Origin of the sequence: Kitasatospora sp. NPDC058046, from assembly GCF_042885595.1 — a bacterium.
GTDB lineage: Bacteria > Actinomycetota > Actinomycetes > Streptomycetales > Streptomycetaceae > Kitasatospora.
Genome location: NZ_JBHVRS010000020.1, coordinates 76,125 through 92,032, shown reverse-complemented (window position 1 = coordinate 92,032; position 15,908 = coordinate 76,125). Strand labels below are relative to the sequence as shown.

General features: G+C 75.3%; 20 protein-coding genes. 9 read left to right on the top strand and 11 right to left on the bottom strand.

The features are described from left to right. Window positions 1-49 precede the first annotated feature (49 nt). The 3 genes from ACFVU7_RS32605 to ACFVU7_RS32595 form a co-directional block, all read right to left on the bottom strand. The gene (locus ACFVU7_RS32605) at window positions 50-532 is read right to left on the bottom strand and encodes a hypothetical protein (RefSeq protein WP_143204529.1); all 483 of its coding nucleotides are present in this window, start codon (window positions 530-532) and stop codon (window positions 50-52) included. An 85-nt stretch (window positions 533-617) separates the two neighbouring features. Further along, window positions 618-1,232 carry a hypothetical protein gene (locus ACFVU7_RS32600; protein ID WP_079272077.1) on the bottom strand — a complete coding sequence of 205 codons (615 nt, stop codon included), beginning with the start codon at window positions 1,230-1,232 and terminating at the stop codon, window positions 618-620. 70 nt (window positions 1,233-1,302) lie between these two features. Next, window positions 1,303-2,121 (bottom strand): TIGR03084 family metal-binding protein, encoded by an 819-nt coding sequence (locus tag ACFVU7_RS32595; protein ID WP_388048646.1) that lies wholly within the window; start codon window positions 2,119-2,121, stop codon window positions 1,303-1,305. A gap of 147 nt (window positions 2,122-2,268) precedes the next feature. On the opposite strand from ACFVU7_RS32595, the gene ACFVU7_RS32590 reads away from it, so the two are divergent. After that, window positions 2,269-3,093 carry a LuxR C-terminal-related transcriptional regulator gene (locus ACFVU7_RS32590; RefSeq protein WP_388048644.1) on the top strand — a complete coding sequence of 275 codons (825 nt, stop codon included), beginning with the start codon at window positions 2,269-2,271 and terminating at the stop codon, window positions 3,091-3,093. 18 nt (window positions 3,094-3,111) lie between these two features. Here the strand turns inward: ACFVU7_RS32590 and ACFVU7_RS32585 are convergent, their stop codons facing one another. The 3 genes from ACFVU7_RS32585 to ACFVU7_RS32575 are packed head-to-tail and all read right to left on the bottom strand — an operon-like array spanning window position 3,112 to window position 5,861. After that, window positions 3,112-4,647: an AMP-binding protein gene (locus ACFVU7_RS32585; protein ID WP_380738438.1), complete on the bottom strand. Its 1,536-nt coding sequence runs from the start codon at window positions 4,645-4,647 to the stop codon at window positions 3,112-3,114. Window positions 4,648-4,698: 51 nt separating this feature from the next. Then, window positions 4,699-5,076 carry a MerR family transcriptional regulator gene (locus ACFVU7_RS32580; protein WP_388048756.1) on the bottom strand — a complete coding sequence of 126 codons (378 nt, stop codon included), beginning with the start codon at window positions 5,074-5,076 and terminating at the stop codon, window positions 4,699-4,701. A 20-nt stretch (window positions 5,077-5,096) separates the two neighbouring features. Further along, window positions 5,097-5,861, bottom strand: a complete 765-nt coding sequence (locus ACFVU7_RS32575; RefSeq protein ID WP_388048642.1) for an SDR family NAD(P)-dependent oxidoreductase — start codon at window positions 5,859-5,861, stop codon at window positions 5,097-5,099. 242 nt (window positions 5,862-6,103) lie between these two features. Here ACFVU7_RS32575 and ACFVU7_RS32570 point away from each other — a divergent pair, with 242 nt between their 5' ends. Genes ACFVU7_RS32570 through ACFVU7_RS32560 form a run of 3 tightly spaced genes read left to right on the top strand, consistent with a single transcriptional unit; the run spans window position 6,104 to window position 7,495 of the window. Continuing rightward, the gene (locus ACFVU7_RS32570) at window positions 6,104-6,562 is read left to right on the top strand and encodes a group II truncated hemoglobin (RefSeq protein ID WP_049654748.1); all 459 of its coding nucleotides are present in this window, start codon (window positions 6,104-6,106) and stop codon (window positions 6,560-6,562) included. Beyond that, window positions 6,559-7,104, top strand: a complete 546-nt coding sequence (locus ACFVU7_RS32565) for a GNAT family N-acetyltransferase (protein WP_388048640.1) — start codon at window positions 6,559-6,561, stop codon at window positions 7,102-7,104. Before ACFVU7_RS32570 ends, ACFVU7_RS32565 begins: the two co-directional genes overlap by 4 nt. A 4-nt stretch (window positions 7,105-7,108) precedes the next feature. Then, entirely contained in the window at window positions 7,109-7,495 is a 387-nt protein-coding gene (locus ACFVU7_RS32560) for a VOC family protein (RefSeq protein ID WP_049654752.1), read from the top strand. A 9-nt stretch (window positions 7,496-7,504) separates the two neighbouring features. Here the strand turns inward: ACFVU7_RS32560 and ACFVU7_RS32555 are convergent, their stop codons facing one another. After that, window positions 7,505-8,122 (bottom strand): maleylpyruvate isomerase N-terminal domain-containing protein, encoded by a 618-nt coding sequence (locus tag ACFVU7_RS32555; protein ID WP_388048638.1) that lies wholly within the window; start codon window positions 8,120-8,122, stop codon window positions 7,505-7,507. A 193-nt stretch (window positions 8,123-8,315) separates the two neighbouring features. Between ACFVU7_RS32555 and ACFVU7_RS32550 the strand changes: the two genes are divergently transcribed. After that, complete coding sequence (locus tag ACFVU7_RS32550) at window positions 8,316-8,963, top strand: NAD(P)-dependent oxidoreductase (protein ID WP_388048636.1); 648 nt, start codon at window positions 8,316-8,318, stop codon at window positions 8,961-8,963. A gap of 46 nt (window positions 8,964-9,009) precedes the next feature. Here ACFVU7_RS32550 and ACFVU7_RS32545 read toward each other — a convergent pair whose 3' ends face one another. Next, window positions 9,010-9,792: a dioxygenase gene (locus ACFVU7_RS32545; RefSeq protein ID WP_387819280.1), complete on the bottom strand. Its 783-nt coding sequence runs from the start codon at window positions 9,790-9,792 to the stop codon at window positions 9,010-9,012. Between the two features lie 130 nt (window positions 9,793-9,922). Between ACFVU7_RS32545 and ACFVU7_RS32540 the strand changes: the two genes are divergently transcribed. From ACFVU7_RS32540 to ACFVU7_RS32530, 3 genes are all read left to right on the top strand, one after another. After that, complete coding sequence (locus ACFVU7_RS32540) at window positions 9,923-10,390, top strand: MarR family winged helix-turn-helix transcriptional regulator (protein WP_049654766.1); 468 nt, start codon at window positions 9,923-9,925, stop codon at window positions 10,388-10,390. Between the two features lie 153 nt (window positions 10,391-10,543). Beyond that, window positions 10,544-11,005: a molybdopterin-dependent oxidoreductase gene (locus ACFVU7_RS32535; RefSeq protein WP_074002275.1), complete on the top strand. Its 462-nt coding sequence runs from the start codon at window positions 10,544-10,546 to the stop codon at window positions 11,003-11,005. A gap of 119 nt (window positions 11,006-11,124) precedes the next feature. Next, window positions 11,125-11,643 carry a GNAT family N-acetyltransferase gene (locus ACFVU7_RS32530; RefSeq protein ID WP_387966370.1) on the top strand — a complete coding sequence of 173 codons (519 nt, stop codon included), beginning with the start codon at window positions 11,125-11,127 and terminating at the stop codon, window positions 11,641-11,643. An 85-nt stretch (window positions 11,644-11,728) separates the two neighbouring features. Here ACFVU7_RS32530 and ACFVU7_RS32525 read toward each other — a convergent pair whose 3' ends face one another. Next, window positions 11,729-12,739, bottom strand: a complete 1,011-nt coding sequence (locus ACFVU7_RS32525; protein WP_049654763.1) for a LacI family DNA-binding transcriptional regulator — start codon at window positions 12,737-12,739, stop codon at window positions 11,729-11,731. Window positions 12,740-12,895: 156 nt separating this feature from the next. Here ACFVU7_RS32525 and ACFVU7_RS32520 point away from each other — a divergent pair, with 156 nt between their 5' ends. After that, window positions 12,896-13,858, top strand: coding sequence for a DUF4436 family protein (locus tag ACFVU7_RS32520; protein ID WP_388048633.1), 963 nt, complete (start codon window positions 12,896-12,898; stop codon window positions 13,856-13,858). 81 nt (window positions 13,859-13,939) lie between these two features. On the opposite strand, the gene ACFVU7_RS32515 is transcribed toward ACFVU7_RS32520, so the two are convergent. Then, a complete protein-coding gene (locus tag ACFVU7_RS32515) occupies window positions 13,940-14,689 on the bottom strand; it encodes a GNAT family N-acetyltransferase (RefSeq protein WP_074002276.1) in 750 nt (249 codons plus the stop codon). Window positions 14,690-14,813: 124 nt separating this feature from the next. Next, entirely contained in the window at window positions 14,814-15,908 is a 1,095-nt protein-coding gene (locus tag ACFVU7_RS32510; RefSeq protein ID WP_074002277.1) for a glycosyl hydrolase, read from the bottom strand.

The window sequence follows — 15,908 nt, the reverse complement described above, 5'->3', positions numbered from 1 at the left end:
GGCCGGCGTGTGCCTGTGAGGCGGCGCGCGTCGAAGCGTCGGGGTGCGGCTAGAAGGCGGGCTGGTCGCCGAGGTCGAAGATCCGCAGGTCGGTGAGGCGGACGGTGTACCAGACGTCCTGGCTGCCCCCGCCGCTCCAGAACTCGGTCAGCCGGACGGAGGCGTAGCCCTCCTCCTCCTTGACCTGCTGGGCCGACCAGCTCGCCGGGACGTTCTGCGCGCGGAACACCGGATCGGCGTCGTTCCGCATCGCCCACTGGTCCAGCCGGTAGTTCAGGTACGGGGAGAGGTACTGCTCGCGGACCTGTCGCGGGCTCTCGGTGCCGCCCCCGCCCTCCACGGCGTCGCGGTACGCCGCCAGGAAGGTGAGCACCTGCTGGGCGGCCGGGGTGGCCGCCCGGACCTGGGCCCCGGTGACCACGGGGGCGGGCGCCGCGACGGCGGCCTGGGCGGGGGCGGCGGCCAGGCCGCCGACGGCGAGCAGGGCGGCGGTGAAGGACAGTGCGGTGCGCATGGCACGTGTACGGATCATGCGGGCATTCCACCACCCCGGAAGGCTCCGGCCCATCGCCGGAAGGAGTGGTGTACCCGTACTGCCCAACAGATGTGACGATACGTCAGGCGGCGGGGTAGCCGATCTCCGCGAGGTCGACGGCGAGCTCCTCCTCGTCGATGTCCGGGTTGAGCGCCGCCAGCACGGCCGGGGTGAGCGGGCGCAGCGCCAGGACGTGCTCGATCGCGGCGAGGTCCAGCTCGTGCTCCGGCTCGAAGTACTCCGTGGCCCAGGCCCGGTACCCGGCGGCCGAGCCGTCCAGCAGCAGGTCGAAGAGGCCCTCCGCGCCCCGCTCGGCGGCCGCGCCCCGCCAGGCGCCGTCCTCGTGGGCGCGCCAGAAGCAGCGGGTGACCGTCGGCCCGTCCTCGTCCCCGAAGGCGGGCTCCTCGGCGAAGCGGCGGAACTCCTCGGGCACGGCCGCGAGCAGCTCCGGGGCGTTGGGCGCCTCGTGGTCGAAGCCGCGCCCGTAGGCGCCGACGGGGGAGAAGACCAGGCACCAGTCGTCGCCCTCGCCGTCGCGCATCGAGGCCAACTCCTCGCCCTCGTCCCAGGAGGCGTCGAAGGAGTGGTACCGCGCCTCCCAGTCGTCGGGGCTGAGGATCGCGTCGAGCGTGGCGAGGGCGCGGCAGCGGTCGCGCAGGTCGGGGATGGCGGGCAGTCGGTTGAGCAGGTCGTCCATGGGCGCCATTCAACCAACCCCGGCGGGCCGCCCGCGCCCCGGGCCGCCGCGCCTTGCCTGGTGCGCCGCCCTACGCCCCGGGCTGCCGCCCCTTGCCCGGCGCCCCGGCGAAGACCTGGGCGATCGGGAGCCAGGCGGTGGCGACGGGCCCGGTGGCGGTGAGGGCGAGGTCGTCCCGGTGTCGGCGCTGGGTCACCAGCAGGCAGAAGTCCAGGGCGGGGCCGGCCACCACGTCCTGCGCCCCGGCCGGGCCGATGGGCCAGGACCCGCCGTCGGGCGCGGTCAGGTCGAGCCGTACCGGGCGCTCGGGCACGGCCAGTCCGTGCAGGGTGAAGGCGAAGCCCAGGGTGCGCAGCCCCAGGTGGGCGATGTGCCGCAGCCGGTCGGTGGGCTCGCGGGTGGCGCCGAGCGCGTCCGCGACGTCCTGGCCGTGCGCCCAGGTCTCCATCAGTCGGGCGGTCGCCATCGAGGCGGGCTTCATCGGCGGGCCGAACCAGGGCAGCCGGGCGTCGGCCGGAGCGGCGCCGAGCGCGGCCAGCACCTCCGCCCGCCCGGCCCGCCAGCGGGCGAGGAGCGCCGCGGGCCCGGCGGACAGTCCGGCGCGGGCGCCGTCCTCGACCGGGTCGGCGCCGGCCGCCAGCAGCTCGGTGAAGTGCCCGCCGAGCGACGCGCCGAAGCCCTCCGGGTCGCGCGCGGCCAGGGCCGTCCAGTCGTCGGTCCAGGCCAGGTGGGCGATCTGGTGCGCCACCGTCCAGCCCTCGGCGGGGGTCGGGCGGGCCCACTCCTCGGCCGGCAGCCCGGCGACCAGGTCGTCCAGCACCGCGCTCTCGGCCCGCAGGTCCGCCAGCAGGCCGCCCAGCACGTCGCCCGGCGCGTTCGGCTCGGTCATCGGCTCCCTTTCCGGTCACGGCAGTTGCTACCCGCCGGTAGCGTACGGCCGGACACTACTCCCGGCCCGGCGGCGGCGTCCGCCACTCCACGAAACACGCACGTCAGGACTCTCGCCACCGGCCGCACCGCGTGTGACAATTCCGCGATGACCAGGGCTGCGGACCCCCATCCTGCGCACCCCGTCGCCGACGCCGCGCGACCCGAGGACCCCGAACTCGCCGCGCGCGCCGCCGAGCTGGTGCGGGACGCCGTGCTCGGCGACCTCGCCCGCCGGGTGGTGGCCGAGTGCGGCGCCGACGTCGGCCTGGTCGGCGTGCCCGAGCCGCTGCCCGGCAGCCGTCCCGGCAGCGAGGGCATGGTGCTGCGGCACTGGGCCGGTACCCGGGCCGACCTGCTGCACGACGTGCCCGTCCCGGCCGGACTCGGCCTCGGCGGCCGGGCGCTCGCCGAACGCGCGCCCAGCTGGGTGCCCGACTACCGTGCGGCGACGACCATTTCGCACCACTACGACGCGGCCGTGGCCGCCGAGGACCTGTACGCGATGCTCACCGTCCCGCTGATGGACGGCGACACCGTGCACGGCGTGGTGTACGCCTCGCTGCGCGCCGTCGTCCCGTTCGGGGACGTGCGGATCTCCGCGGTCGGCACCCTGGCGAAGGCGGCGACCCGGGCACTGGCCGGGGCCGCCGCCTGGAGCCGCGAACGGCCCGGCGGAAAGCCCTGTGGGCAGCCTTGCGGAAAGCCCTTCGACAAGCCCCGGACGGTCGCCCCCGTACCGCCGTTGACCCCGCGCGAGCACGAGGTGCTGCGCTGGGCGGCGACCGGCCGGACCAACCCGGAGATCGCCGCCCGACTGGGCCTGACCTGCAACACGGTGACGGGCTACCTCAAGTCCGCGATGCACAAGCTCGGCGTCCGCAACCGGACCGAACTCGCCCTCGCGGCGCGGGAGTCGGGGCTCGTCGGGTGACGGGCCCCCGGCGCGGCCTCAGTTGACCCGGCGCTCCCGCCCGGTCCAGTACGGCTCGCGCAGCCGGAACTTCTGCAGCTTCCCGGTGGCGGTGCGCGGCAGGGCGTCCCGGAACTCCACCGTGGTGGGCGACTTGTAGCCGGCCAGCCGCTGCTTGCAGTGCGCGATCAACTCGGCCTCGGTGACGGCCTCGTGGCCCTCCCGGAGCACCACCAGCGCCTTCACCGTCTCGCCCCACTTCTCGTGCGGCACCCCGATCACCGCCGTCTCGGCGACCGCCGGGTGGTCGTACAGGCAGTCCTCCACCTCGATCGAGGAGACGTTCTCCCCGCCGCTGATGATGACGTCCTTCTTGCGGTCGGAGATGGTCAGCAGGCCGTCCGTGAGGGTGCCGCCGTCGCCGGTGTGGAACCAGCCGTCCCGCAGCGCCTCGGCCGAGGCCTCCGGCTGCTGCCAGTAGCCGTCCAGCACGGTGTTGGAGCGCACCAGCACCTCGCCGGACGCGTCCACCCGCAGCCGGGTGCCGAGCGCGGGGGAGCCGGCCTGCACCAGCTTCTCGGCCCGCTCGGCGGCCGGCAGCGCGTCCCACTCGGCCCGCGAGCGGTTGACCGTGACCACCGGGGAGGTCTCGGTCAGACCGTAGAGCTGCATGAACTCCCAGCCCAGCTGCTCCTCGACCTGCTGGATCACCGAGGTCGGCGGCGGGGCGCCGGCCACCACCAGCCGCACCCGGTCCCGGCCGGGCACCGGGCCGTCCCAGTCGGCGGCCGCGTCCAGCACCATCTGGACCACGGCGGGCGCGCCGGACAGGAAGGTCACCCCGTGCCGCTCGACCCGGCGCAGGATCTCCGCGCCGTCCACCTTGCGCAGCACGATGTGCCGGGCGCCCAGGCCGGTGAGCGAGAACGGCAGGCCCCAGCCGTTGGCGTGGAACATCGGCAGGGTGTGCAGGTAGACGTCCCGGTCGCCGGCCCCGTAGTGCAGGGCCATCAGTGTCGCGTTCAGCCAGACGTTGCGGTGGGTGAGCTGAACGCCCTTGGGGCGGGCGGTGGTTCCGCTGGTGTAGTTGATGGTGGCGGTGTCGTTCTCGTCCACCGCGTACCGCCGCGGGGTGGCGTCGGTGTCGTACAGCACGGCGTCGCTGTCCGCGCCCAGCACGAACTTGTGCTTGGCCACCACCCCGTCCAGGGCGTCGGCGACCTCGGGGTCGACCAGCAGCACGGAGGCGCCGCTCTGCTCGACGATGTACGAGACCTCCTCGGCCTTCAGCCGGAAGTTCACCGGCACCAGCACCCGGCCGTACCCGCTCACCCCGAAGAAGGAGGTCAGCAGCCGGGCCGAGTTGTGCGAGACGATCGCGACCCGCTCGCCCGGCCCGACACCGAGCCGGTCCAGCCCGGCGGCCTGGGCCCGGGCCAGTTCGGCGACCCGGCGGTAGCTCAGCTCGCCCCAGGATTCGGCGGGCTGCACGGGCTCGTCGACGATGCCGACCCGGTCGCCGTAGACCAGCTCGGCCCGGTCGAGGAAGTCCATCACGGAGAGTGGAATCTGCATGGGGCCACTGTCCTCCCCCACCCGCCCCCTGCACACCCCCGATCGGGGGTGTCACCCGTCCGCGCCCACCCCGTCCGCCACCACCCCGGCCGCCGCCAGCGCCGCCGCCAGCCGGTCCCGGGCCTCCGTCTGGGCGGCGATCCGGCGCTCCAGCACCGCCAGCCGCCGCCGGGCGATCCCCAGCACCTGCTCGGACGGCCGGACCGCCAGCACGTCCCCGTCCAGGCAGCCCAGCAGCGGGCGGACGTCCTCCAGGGTGAGCCCGGCGGCCACCAGCGCACGGATGTTGCGCACCCGGACGACCGCCGGCTCGCCGTACTCGCGGTAGCCGTTCGGCGCGCGCTCGGAGTCGATCAACCCGGCCTGCTCGTAGTGCCGCAGAGCGCGCGCGGTACTGCCGGTCCGGGCCGCCAGCTCGCCGATCCGCACCGCCACCCGTCCCCTCCCGGTCAGCCCACCAGCGCGCCGCCGTCCACCGGCAACACTACGCCGGTCACGAACGAGGCCTGCGGCGAGGCGAGTCGGGTGATCGCCCAGGCGACCTCCTCGGGGCGGCCGATCCGGCCCAGCGGGGTGTGCTCGATCTGCCACGTCCGGATCGCCGCCCGCTGCTCGGGGCCGTACCCGGAGTGGTCGCCGATCGGGGTGTCGATCGCCCCGGGCGCCACCGCCACCACCCGGATCCCGCGCGGCGCCAGCTCCACCGCCCAGCTGCGGGTGACCGTCTCCAGCGCCGCCTTGGTCGCCGCGTACACCGAGTTGCTCGGCCAGCCGCGCTGCCCGACGGCGGTGCTGACGTTGACCACCACGCCCCGGCTCCCGCTCAGCGCCGGCACCGCGGCCTGGCCGAGCAGCACCGGGGCGACCAGGTTGGTCGCCAGCAGCGCCTCGACGCCCGCGCGGTCGAAGCCGCCGATCCCCTGCCCGCTCCGTACGATCGCCGCGTTGTTGACCAGCACGTCCAGCCGCCCGAACCGCTCCAGTGCCGCCCGGACGATCTCCTCCGGTGCCCCGGGCCCGGTCACGTCCGCGGCCAGCGGCTCGATCAGTGCCGGGTACGCGGCGGCCGTCGCGGCCAGCGGCTCCGGTCGCCGCCCCACCGCCAGCACCCGCGCCCCCTCGGCGGCGAAGGCCAGCGCCGTCTCCCGCCCGATCCCCGTCCCGGCCCCCGTGACCACCACGACCCGGCTCCGCGTCCCGCTCTCGTCGTCCATGGGCCCACCCTCCGACCCTGCCGCCAGCGTCAGGGTCAAGCGGGAACGGCGGAGCCGTCGGGTCGGTCCGCCAGGACGCCGCGCACCCGGGCCCACCCCGCCCGCCACCCGGGCCCGGGCGGGGGAGCCCGGGCCTCCGCCCGCCGAGCCCGGCGCGAACAGCGGGCCCGGGGCCGCGCCGACCGGGCCCTCCGGCTGCTAGGAAGGTCGCAACGTACGGTTCACCCACGGGGAGCACAGCCATGAACGACCAACGGCCCGGCACGCTCTACGAGGCCGTCGGCGGCATCGACGTCCTGCGCCGGCTCAGCCGGACCTTCTACCGGGGCGCCCTCGCCGACCCCCTGCTCGCGCCGGTCTTCGCCGACTTCACCCCCACCCACATCGAGCACGTCGCGGTCTGGCTGGCCGAGGTGTTCGGCGGCCCGACCGGCTACACCGACCGACTGGGCGGCCACCAGGCGCTGCTCCGCGCCCACCTGGGCCTGGCCGTCACCGAGGAGCAGCGGCTGCGCTGGATGGAGCTGATGGCCGAGGCCGTCCGCGCGGAGCTGCCCGGGGACGAACTGCTGCGCCGCCGGGTGCTGGAGTACTTCGACTGGGGCACCAGGATCGCCGAGGACGTCTCCGGCTCCCCGGCCGGCACCGACCTCGGCGATCCCGGCCCGACCCCGCGCTGGGGCTGGGAGGGCCTCAAGTGACCGCCGCCCTGAGGGCCGACGGCCTGCTGCTGCGCCCCTTCGAGGACGCCGACGCGCCGGCCCTGATCGAGGCCTACCGGGACGCGACCCTGCGCCGCTTCACCCGGACCCCGGTCGGCGACGCCGAGGAGGCCGCGCACTGGCTGCGCCTTCAGGAGGAGGGCCGGGCGGCGGGCACCCGGTACAGCTTCGCCGTCCTGGACGGCGCCGAGCTCGTCGCCAACGTCGCCCTCAAGTACCCCACTCCCGGCGGGGAGACGGCCGAGGTGGGGTACTGGACGGCGGCCCCGGCCCGCGGCCGGGGGGTGGCCCCGCGCGCGGTGGAGGCCCTCACCGCCTGGGCCTTCGCCACCTTCGCCGAGGGCGGCCTGCGCCGGATCGACCTGCTGCACCAGGTGGACAACCCCGCCTCCTGCCGGGTCGCGGAGAAGGCCGGCTACCCGTTCGTGGAACTGCTCCCGCCCTTCCCGCCCTTTCCGCTGGACGGCCACCGGCACTCCCGCAAATGGCTGGACGAACCCGAACCGCGCAGGTCAGAGTAGGCGGATGGCATCTCTGGTACGACATGTGACGATCGATTGCGGCGACGCGCACGCCCTGGCCTCCTTCTGGGCGCAGGCGCTGGACGGCACCCTGGGCGAGGACGACAACCCGTGCGACGAGGAGGCGGTGGTGAACTCCGCCGGCGCCTCGCTGCTCTTCATCCGGGTGCCCGAGGGCAAGGCGGCGAAGAACCGGGTCCACCTCGACCTCCAGCCGCAGGACCGCAGCCGGGACGAGGAGGTGGAGCGCCTGGTCGCCCTCGGGGCGACCGTGCTGGCGGACCACCGCCTCCCGGACGGCAAGGGCTGGGTCACCCTCGGGGACCCGGAGGGCAACGAGTTCTGCATCGAGCGCAGCCAGGCCGAGCGGATCGCCACCGGGAGCGCCTGACCGGTCGGATCAGTCCGGCCACTCGCCCATGGCCGCCCGCCAGGTCCACGAGGACTTGCGCGGGCGGCCGTTCAGTTCCCCGCGCCCGGTGCACCAGAGCAGGACCTCCGCCGGGTGGGCATCCGGCTCCCGCGGTGCGTGCGGGAAGAGCCGGTCGAGCGCGAAGCGGCACGGTTCGGCGGGCGGCTGCCAGGGCAGGCCGAGGCCGCGGGTGATGTCGTGGGTGTGCAGCAGGGTCTCGGCGACGCCCATCGCGGCGAAGCCGAGCGGGTCGCAGGGCCCGTGGTGGTAGGCGCGCAGCTCGGGCGGGGCGGCGTCCAGGGCGGTGGCGAGGAGGTGCCCGGCGGCGGTGACCACGGTGAGCACCTGGGCCGGGTCGGCCTCGGGCCGGACGGTGAGGTCCAGCGGCAGGTAGCGGTCGCGGGGGCGGGCGGCGAGCTGGCCGGCGTAGGCGAGCAGGTCGTGGGCGATGTGGGCGGCGGTGTCGCGGCAGCTCCACTCCAGGAGCCCGGCGGGGGCGTCCCAGTCGCGGTTCCCGGTGTGCGGGGCGAGGACGGCCAGGGCGGCGTCCAGGGCGGTTCGTACGGCGTCGCCGTTGGCGGTTGGTACGGCGTCGCCATTGCGCATGACCACTCCTTCGACGGGGCGTCCGGGGTGTCCGGGGCGTCCGGGGCGTCACACGATAGGCCCAGTGCCCCGGCTCGCGCCGGGAGTTCGTCCGATAATCGGTCCTGTCCGGCGCGTCCGGCGTCCGGCGCCCTGCGATCCAGCGTCCCGCGGTCCGACGCCGCCCCACCCGCGAGTACCCAGGCAGGTACCCATGGCCAGAATCGCCGTGATCGGCGCCGGCGGCACCATCGGCAGCGCGGTCGTCAGGGAGGCGGCGGCGCGCGGGCACGAGGTCACCGCGGTGGTCCGGGACCTGGACCGCTACCGGGGCGCGGCCGCCGCCGTGGAGCGCGCGGACGTGCTGGACCCGGCGGACGTGGCCCGGGTCGCGGCCGGCCGGGACGTCCTGGTGAGCGCCGTCGGCGGCGGCGACGGCCCGGGCCACCAGGCGCTGGTCGAGCCCGCCGCCCGCTCCCTGGTCGAAGGCCTGCGCACGCTGGGCGGCGCGGCCCCCAGGCTGATCGCGGTCGGCGGGGCGGGCAACCTGGAGACCGCGCCGGGCGTGCGGGTCTGGGACGCCCCGGGCTTGCCGGAGCCGCTCCTCCAGATCATGCACGCCCACGGCGCGGCGCTGGACTACTACCGGACGGTCTCCGACCTGCGCTGGACGGTGCTCAGCCCGGCCGCCGAGATCGGCCCGGGGGAGCGGACCGGCCGCTACCGCACCGGCCTGGACCAGCTGCTCACCGATGCCGAGGGGCGGAGCCGGATCTCGGTGGCGGACTACGCGGTCGCGCTGGTGGACGAGATCGAGCAGCCCGAGCACATCGGCGAGCGGTTCACCTGCTGCTCCCTGTGAGGGGCTGTGAGGCGTCCGGTGGGTGGGGTGCTCGAAGGGGAGGGGTTCACCCCAGCTGGATCGAGCGCTTGGCCAGGCCCATCCAGAACCCGTCGATGACGCTGCGCTGGCTGTCCAGGTCGGCCTCGCCGGCGCCGAGGGTGACGAACAGCGGGGCGAAGTGCTCGGTGCGCGGGTGGGCCAGGCGTCCGGCCGGGGCCTTGTGCTCGAAGTCGAGCAGCGCGTCGAGGTCGTGGGCCTCCAGGGCGCGCCGGCCCCAGTCGTCGAACTCGGCCATCACCGAGGTGATCCGGCCGTCGTTGCTGAGCGCCCGCAGGTTGTGGGTGAAGAAGCCGCTGCCGACGATCAGCACGCCCTCGTCGCGCAGCGGGGCGAGCCTGCGGCCGATCTCCATCAGCCGCTGCGGGTCGAGGGTGGGCAGCGAGACCTGGAGCACCGGGATGTCGGCGTCCGGGTACATCTCCACCAGCGGGACGTACGCGCCGTGGTCGAGCCCGCGGTCGGGGATGTCCTGGACGGGCGTGCCGGGGGCGCGCAGCAGCTTGCGCACGCGCTCGGCGAGGTCCGGCGCGCCGGGGGCGGCGTACCGGACCCGGTAGTAGTGCTCGGGGAAGCCCCAGAAGTCGTAGACCAGCGGGACGGTGGTGACGGCGCCGAGGGCGAGCGGGGCCTCCTCCCAGTGGGCGGAGACCATCAGGACGGCCTTGGGCCGGGGCAGGTCGGCGGACCAGGCGGCCAGCTCGCCCGGCCAGACCGGGTCGTCGGCCAGCGGCGGCGCGCCGTGCGACAGGTACAGGGCGGGCATGCGCTCAGGGGCCGCGGTGCTCATGGCGTCCTCCTCGGGGCCGTTCGACCGGCAGGTAGTCCGACAGGTAGTTCAAATTTGAACCTTTACGGAACCGACGGTACACCTTCGTTCGAATTTGAACAACAGGAGTAGGCTTCACCCCATGTCCACACTGAACGAACCCCGCTGGCTGGACCCGGACGAGGCGGCCGCCTGGCGGGGCTTCGTCGTCGCGAGCAACCTGCTGAACCGGCGGCTGGAACGCCAGCTCAAGGACGACTCCGGACTCTCCCACCAGCAGTACGAGATCCTGGTGCACCTGTCCGCCGCCCCCGGCGACTCGCTGCGGATGACCGAGCTCGCCGACAAGCTGGTCACCTCCAAGAGCGGCCTGACCTACCAGGTCACCCAGCTGGAGCGGGCCGGCCTGGTCGCCCGCCGCTCCTGCCCCAGCGACGTGCGCGGCGTCATCGCCGAACTCACCGACCAGGGCCGCGAGGCGCTGCGCCAGGCTGCGCCCGGGCACGTCGCCCTGGTGCGCGAGCTGCTGATCGACGTGCTCAGCCGCGAGCAGCTCGCGGTGCTCGCCGAGGGGCTCGGCGCCGTCAGCGCCCGGCTGCGCCAGGACGAGACCCCGTAGGACCGGCCCCGCCGACAGCCGCCACCCGGGCTCAGGGCCCGCACCTGCGAGTGGAAGTCCGCCCGGTCCATCGCATCTGCGAATGCTCCGGCCGCTGCTCGGGTACTCCTCCTCCCGGGCCGCGGCGCCGCGGCCCGGGAGGAGGGAGCACCCATGACCCCGGCGAGACCCACCGTCCGACTGCACGGCCACCTCGACCGCCCCGCCGAGCTGACGGTGGCGCAGCTGCGTGCCCTCCCCGCCCGCCGGGTCGAGGTCAGCTTCGACTGCCGGACCGCGGGCGAGCAGCGGCACGGCTACGAGGGCCCGGCGCTGCTGGACGTGCTGCGCGCGGCCCGGCCCCGGATCGACTTCTCCGGCCGCAAGCAGCGGCTGCGCTTCCTGCTCTCGGTGGCCGGCGCGGACGGCCACCGGGCGGTGGTCTCCTGGGCCGAGATCGACCCGGACTTCGGCGGCCAGCAGATCCTGCTCGCCACCAGCATGGACGGTGCCCCGCTGGACGCCGCCGGTCCGCAGCTCGTCGTCCCCGGCGACCACTGCGGCGCCCGCTACGTCAGCGCCGTCACGGCCGTCTGGCTCGGCCCGCTCGGCGACCCGGCGCGCCCCACCGCCTGACGCCCGGGCGCCCGCCTCGCGCGCGTGCGGCCCCGGCCCCGAGGCCGCACGCCGGAAGGGGCCGGACGGCGGGTCGAAAACACTCGCCGGAGCCGGGTTTCCGTGCCAACATGCCCCATATGGGGACGATTCTGCACGGCACCTTGGTCACGCTCCGCCCGGCCACCGGCGAGGACATCCCGGCGCTGGCGGCCATCCGCGGCACGCCCGAGGTGTTCGAGCGCTGGCGTGGCGGTGACGACCTGGCCGACGAGGTCGCCAACGACCTGGAGTCGCCCGGCACCGAGACCTTCGCGATCGACCTCGGCGGCAAGGTGGTCGGCGCCATCCAGTGGTACGCCAACAACGACGACGAGTACCGGCACGCCGGGATGGACCTCTACCTCGACCCGACGGTGCACGGCCTGGGCCTGGGCACCGACGCCGTGCGGACGATGGCCCGGTACCTGGTGCACGACCACCACTACCACCGGCTGGTGATCGACCCGGCCGCGGACAACCTCGCCGCGATCCGCTGCTACACCAAGGTCGGCTTCCGCACCGTCGGCACCATGCGCCAGTACGAGCGCGGGCCGGACGGCACCTGGCACGACAACCTGCTGATGGACCTGCTCGCGGACGAACTGCTCGAAGGCTGAGGCGCCCGTACCGTCCCCGACACCAGCCCCGCGCCGCTGCCCGGCCGGTCCGGGGTCGCCCCCGGCCTCAGCCCCGTGCCGTCCCCTACGGGCAGCCGCAGGAGCGCCGGACCACCAGCTGGGCCGGGAAGGTGCGGGCGCCCTGGGCGCGGCGCTCCGGCCCGCCGAGGACCAGTTCCACCGCGGCCCGGGCCATCTCGTCCTGCGCCGTGGTGACGGTGGTCAGCGCGGGCCCGGCGATCACCGCCTCGGCGATGTCGTCGAAGCCGGCCACCGCGAGGTCCTCCGGCACCCGGATGCCGAGGTCGTCGGCGGCCCGCAGCAGGCCGATCGCTTGGTCGTCCGTCGTGCAGAACACGGCGGACGGCCGGTCGGGACGGGCGAGCAGGGCGAGCGCCTCGGCGTGCGCCCGGACCCGGTCGAACGGCGCCGGGGTGAGCCGTCCCTCGGTGGGCAGCCCGGCCTCCTCCAGCGCGGCGAGCCAGCCGGCCGTCCGCCCGGTGACCGGGTCGTGCGGGCTGAGCGCGAGGGTGCCGCCGAAGCAGTGCACCTCGGCGTGCCCGTGCCCGAGCAGGTGGCGGACCACCTCGCGGGCGCCGCCCTGGTCGTCCGCGACCACGGCGACGCCGCCGGTGCTCTCCGCCCGGTGGTGCAGAAGCACCACCGGGGTGCCGTCGGCCACGTCGAAGCCGGTCAGCCCGGGGGTGGCCGGGTCCTGGGTGACCAGGACCAGACCGTCCACCTGCATCCCGAGGAAAGCGCGGATGTAGTGCGCCTCGCGCTCGTCGGCGTAGTCGGAGTTGCCGATCAGCAGCAGCCGGCCGTGCTCGGCGGCGGCCTGCTCGACGGCGTGCGCGAGCCCGGCGAAGAAGGGCTGGCGGGCGTCCGGGACGACCATCCCGAGCAGGTCGGTCCGCCGCCGGGCCATCGCCTGGGCGACCCGGTTCGGCCGGTAGCCGAGCTCCTCGACCGCCGCGAGCACCCGCGCCCGGGTCGCCGCCGCCACCGGCCGCGGCCCGTCGTTGATCACATAACTCACGACCGCCGTGGACGTCCCCGCCACCCGCGCCACATCGTCCCGTGTCACCCTCGCCATGACCGTTGAGCCTACACAGCCCCTCCGACCAGCGTCTTTGCCGAGTCTCGGGCCCGCCCGATCGGCCCTCTGCGGTTGCGCCGCGGCCGCGGCCGCCCGGAGGGTGGCGGGACAGGCGGCACCCGCAGCCGCCACCGCCGACCGTGGAGCAGGCCGATGAGCAGGCCGATGGGCGCGCCGCCGCACCGGCGGGCCGTCCGGCGCACGCGCCCGGCGGCCCGGCCGCGGGTCCGCGTCCACGCCCGGGCGCGCGGCGCGGGCACCGCTCCCCGGCCGAAGGTCAGGCCCTGGCGCGCGTACGCCGTGGTGGCGGCGATCGTGCTGTCCGTCGTCGCCGGGCTGCTGCTCTACCTCGACGAACGCTCCAGCCGCGGCCGCGTCCAAGTGGTCGGGACGGTGCCCGGCCCGGACTTCCTGGAGGTCGACGTGACGCTCCAGCGGGTGGACGCGGCCGCGCAGACGCTCACCGCGAAGGTCCTGGTCCACCCGCACGGCGCCCTGGAGCAGCCGGACAGCCTGCTGGTCCCGGCCCGGGACGTGGTGCTGGAGACCACCTCGCTGGAGCAGACCGTGCTCAGGTACCCGGCCGGGCAGCAGGTCGCCTCCAGCGCGGTGGCGTTCAGCCTCCTCGACGGCCGGGTCACCGACTACCCCTTCGACCACTACCACGCGCTGATCGGCTTCCAGGCCACCGCCGGCGGGCAGCCCGTCCCGGTGGTGATCGGCGTGGAGGAGGCCGACCCCTTCTTCGTCTTCAAGCAGGCCGAGCAGCAGAGCGAGGGCGGCGCCGTCGTGGTGACCGAGCGGATCAGCCGCTCGCGCAGCACCTTCATCCTGGCCTGGTTCATGATGGCCGCGATGTGGGCGCTGGCGCTGTCCGTGCTGGTGGCGGCCTGGCTGATCGTCCGCCAGCGGCGCGGCATCGTCTGGCCCGCCCTCGGCTGGATGGCGGCCACGCTGTTCGCTCTGGTCGGCATGCGCAACGCCGCGCCCGGCAGCCCGCCGATCGGTTCGCTGCTGGACTACGCGGCGTTCTTCTGGGCGGAGCTGCTGGTCGCGGTCGGCCTGACCATGGTCGTGGTGCGCGGCGCCCGGATCGAGGGCGGGCACCGGGAGTAGCGGGTGCCCGGGCGCACGTGTCCGGCGGCCCGGCCACTCGGCTCAGGGTTCAGGGGTTCGGAGGCTCCGAGGCTCAGGGGTTCAGGCGTCGGGCACGACCACCGTCAGCGAGGTCTCCTGGAGCCGGAAGCCCAGCGACTCGTAGACCCGGCGGGCCGGGTTGCCCTCGGACACCACCAGCGTCACGTCCGCGAGCCCGCGCTCGGCGGCGTCCCCGACGGCGCGGCGCAGCAGGTCGGCGCCGAGGCCGCGGTAGCCGCGCTCCGGGTGGCGGAAGACGTCGCCGATCCAGGGCAGGCCGTCGCGGTCGGTGAGGATCAGCCCGGCGACCACGCGGTCCTCGGCGTCCACGGCGAGCAGGCTGGACGGCAGCACCGGGCCGATGACCTCGCCCTCCAGCAGCGGGGTGATCCGCTCGGCCACCACCCGGGCGTCCTCACCCGGGTAGAAGTCGACGTGGTCGGGGGCGAAGGCGGCCCGCCAGGCCTCGTACAGCTCCTCGGGCGCGCGGTCGCAGGGCACCGCCCGCAGGCCCTCGCGCAGCGGCGTCCCGGCCCAGTCGGCGGGCGGGGGGTCGGCGCGCAGGTCGCGGCGGAAGGTGTGGGCGTGCCGCAGCACCCGCGCGCCGTGCGCCACCAGCTCCTGCCCGAGCCCGGGCGGGCCGGAGACCACCCAGCCGGGCAGCTCGGCCCGGACGAACGCGGCGGCGTCCACCGACTCGTCCAGGACCTCCAGCAGGTCGGCCCAGGGCCGGCCCTCCCGCTCGTCCAGCAGGTAGCGCAGCACCGGCTCGCCGTCGGTACCCCGCCTGACCACCCAGTCCTCGGCCATGGCCCACCCCACAATCGCGTGATCGTTCGTCGGCGGCCATGTTCACCGAGGCCCCGCCGTCCGGCAACCGGTTATTTCCGGCCACCACCGCGTCGGGCCGGCACCGCATCGGGCAGCCACCGGGTCAGGCCACCACCGCGGCCCGGACGCAGAGCACGTCCGGCAGGTGGGAGACCAGCAGGGACCAGCTCTCGCCCTCGTCCCGGCTGCCGTACACGTCGCCGGTCCGGTTGCCGAAGTAGATCCCGGCCGGGTCGGCGTCGTCGGTGCGCAGGGCGTCGCGCAGCACGATGCCGTAGTGGTCCTCGCCGGGCAGGCCGTGGGCGAGCTGCTGCCAGCTGGTGCCGGCGTCGGTGGTGCGGAAGACCCGGCAGCGGCGGCCGGGCGGGATGCGGTCGTCCGAGCCGCCGAGCGGGAAGACGTAGGCGGTGTCGGCCCGGCGGGGGTGGGCGGCCACGGCGAAGCCGAACTCGGCGGGCAGGCCGTCCACGATCGAGCGCCAGCTCGCGCCCCAGTCGTCGCTGCGGTAGACGCCGCCGTGGTTCTGGAGGTAGAGCCGGTCCGGGTGGACCGGGTCCGGGGCGATCTTGTGCACGCACTGGCCGAACTCCGGGTACTGGCTCTCCTCCGGGAGGAACTCGGCGCGCAGGCCGGTGTTGGAGGGCTGCCAGCTGTCGCCGCCGTCCTTGCTGCGGTAGACGCCGCCGCTGGAGACGGCGACCAGCAGCCGCTGCGGGTCGCGCGGGTCGGTCAGGATCGTGTGCAGGCCCTGGCCGCCGTAGCCGGCGCCCCACTGCGGCCGCTGCGGGTGGTTCCAGAGCGCCTCGACCAGCGCGAAGGTCTCGCCGCCGTCGGTGGAGCGGAACAGCGCGGCGGGCTCGGTGCCCGCGTAGACGACGCCGGGGGCCTCCGCCCCGGCTGGCTGGAGCTGCCAGACCCGGGTGAGCGAGGCGCCGGTGGACTCCGGGAAGCGGATGGCCGGCCGCGGGGGCTCGTACCAGCTCGCGCCGAGGTCGTCGGAGCGCCAGATCGACGGCCCCCAGTGGCTGCTGTCGGCGCCGGCCAGCACTCTGGTCCGGCCGTCGCGGCGGTCGACGGAGACGGAGTAGATCGCGTTCATCGGGAAGTGCGGCCCGCTGAACTCCCACGTCAGCCGGTCGCGGCTGCGGCCGAGAAAGAGGCCCTTCTCGGTTCCGACGGCCAACAGCACCTCGGTCAT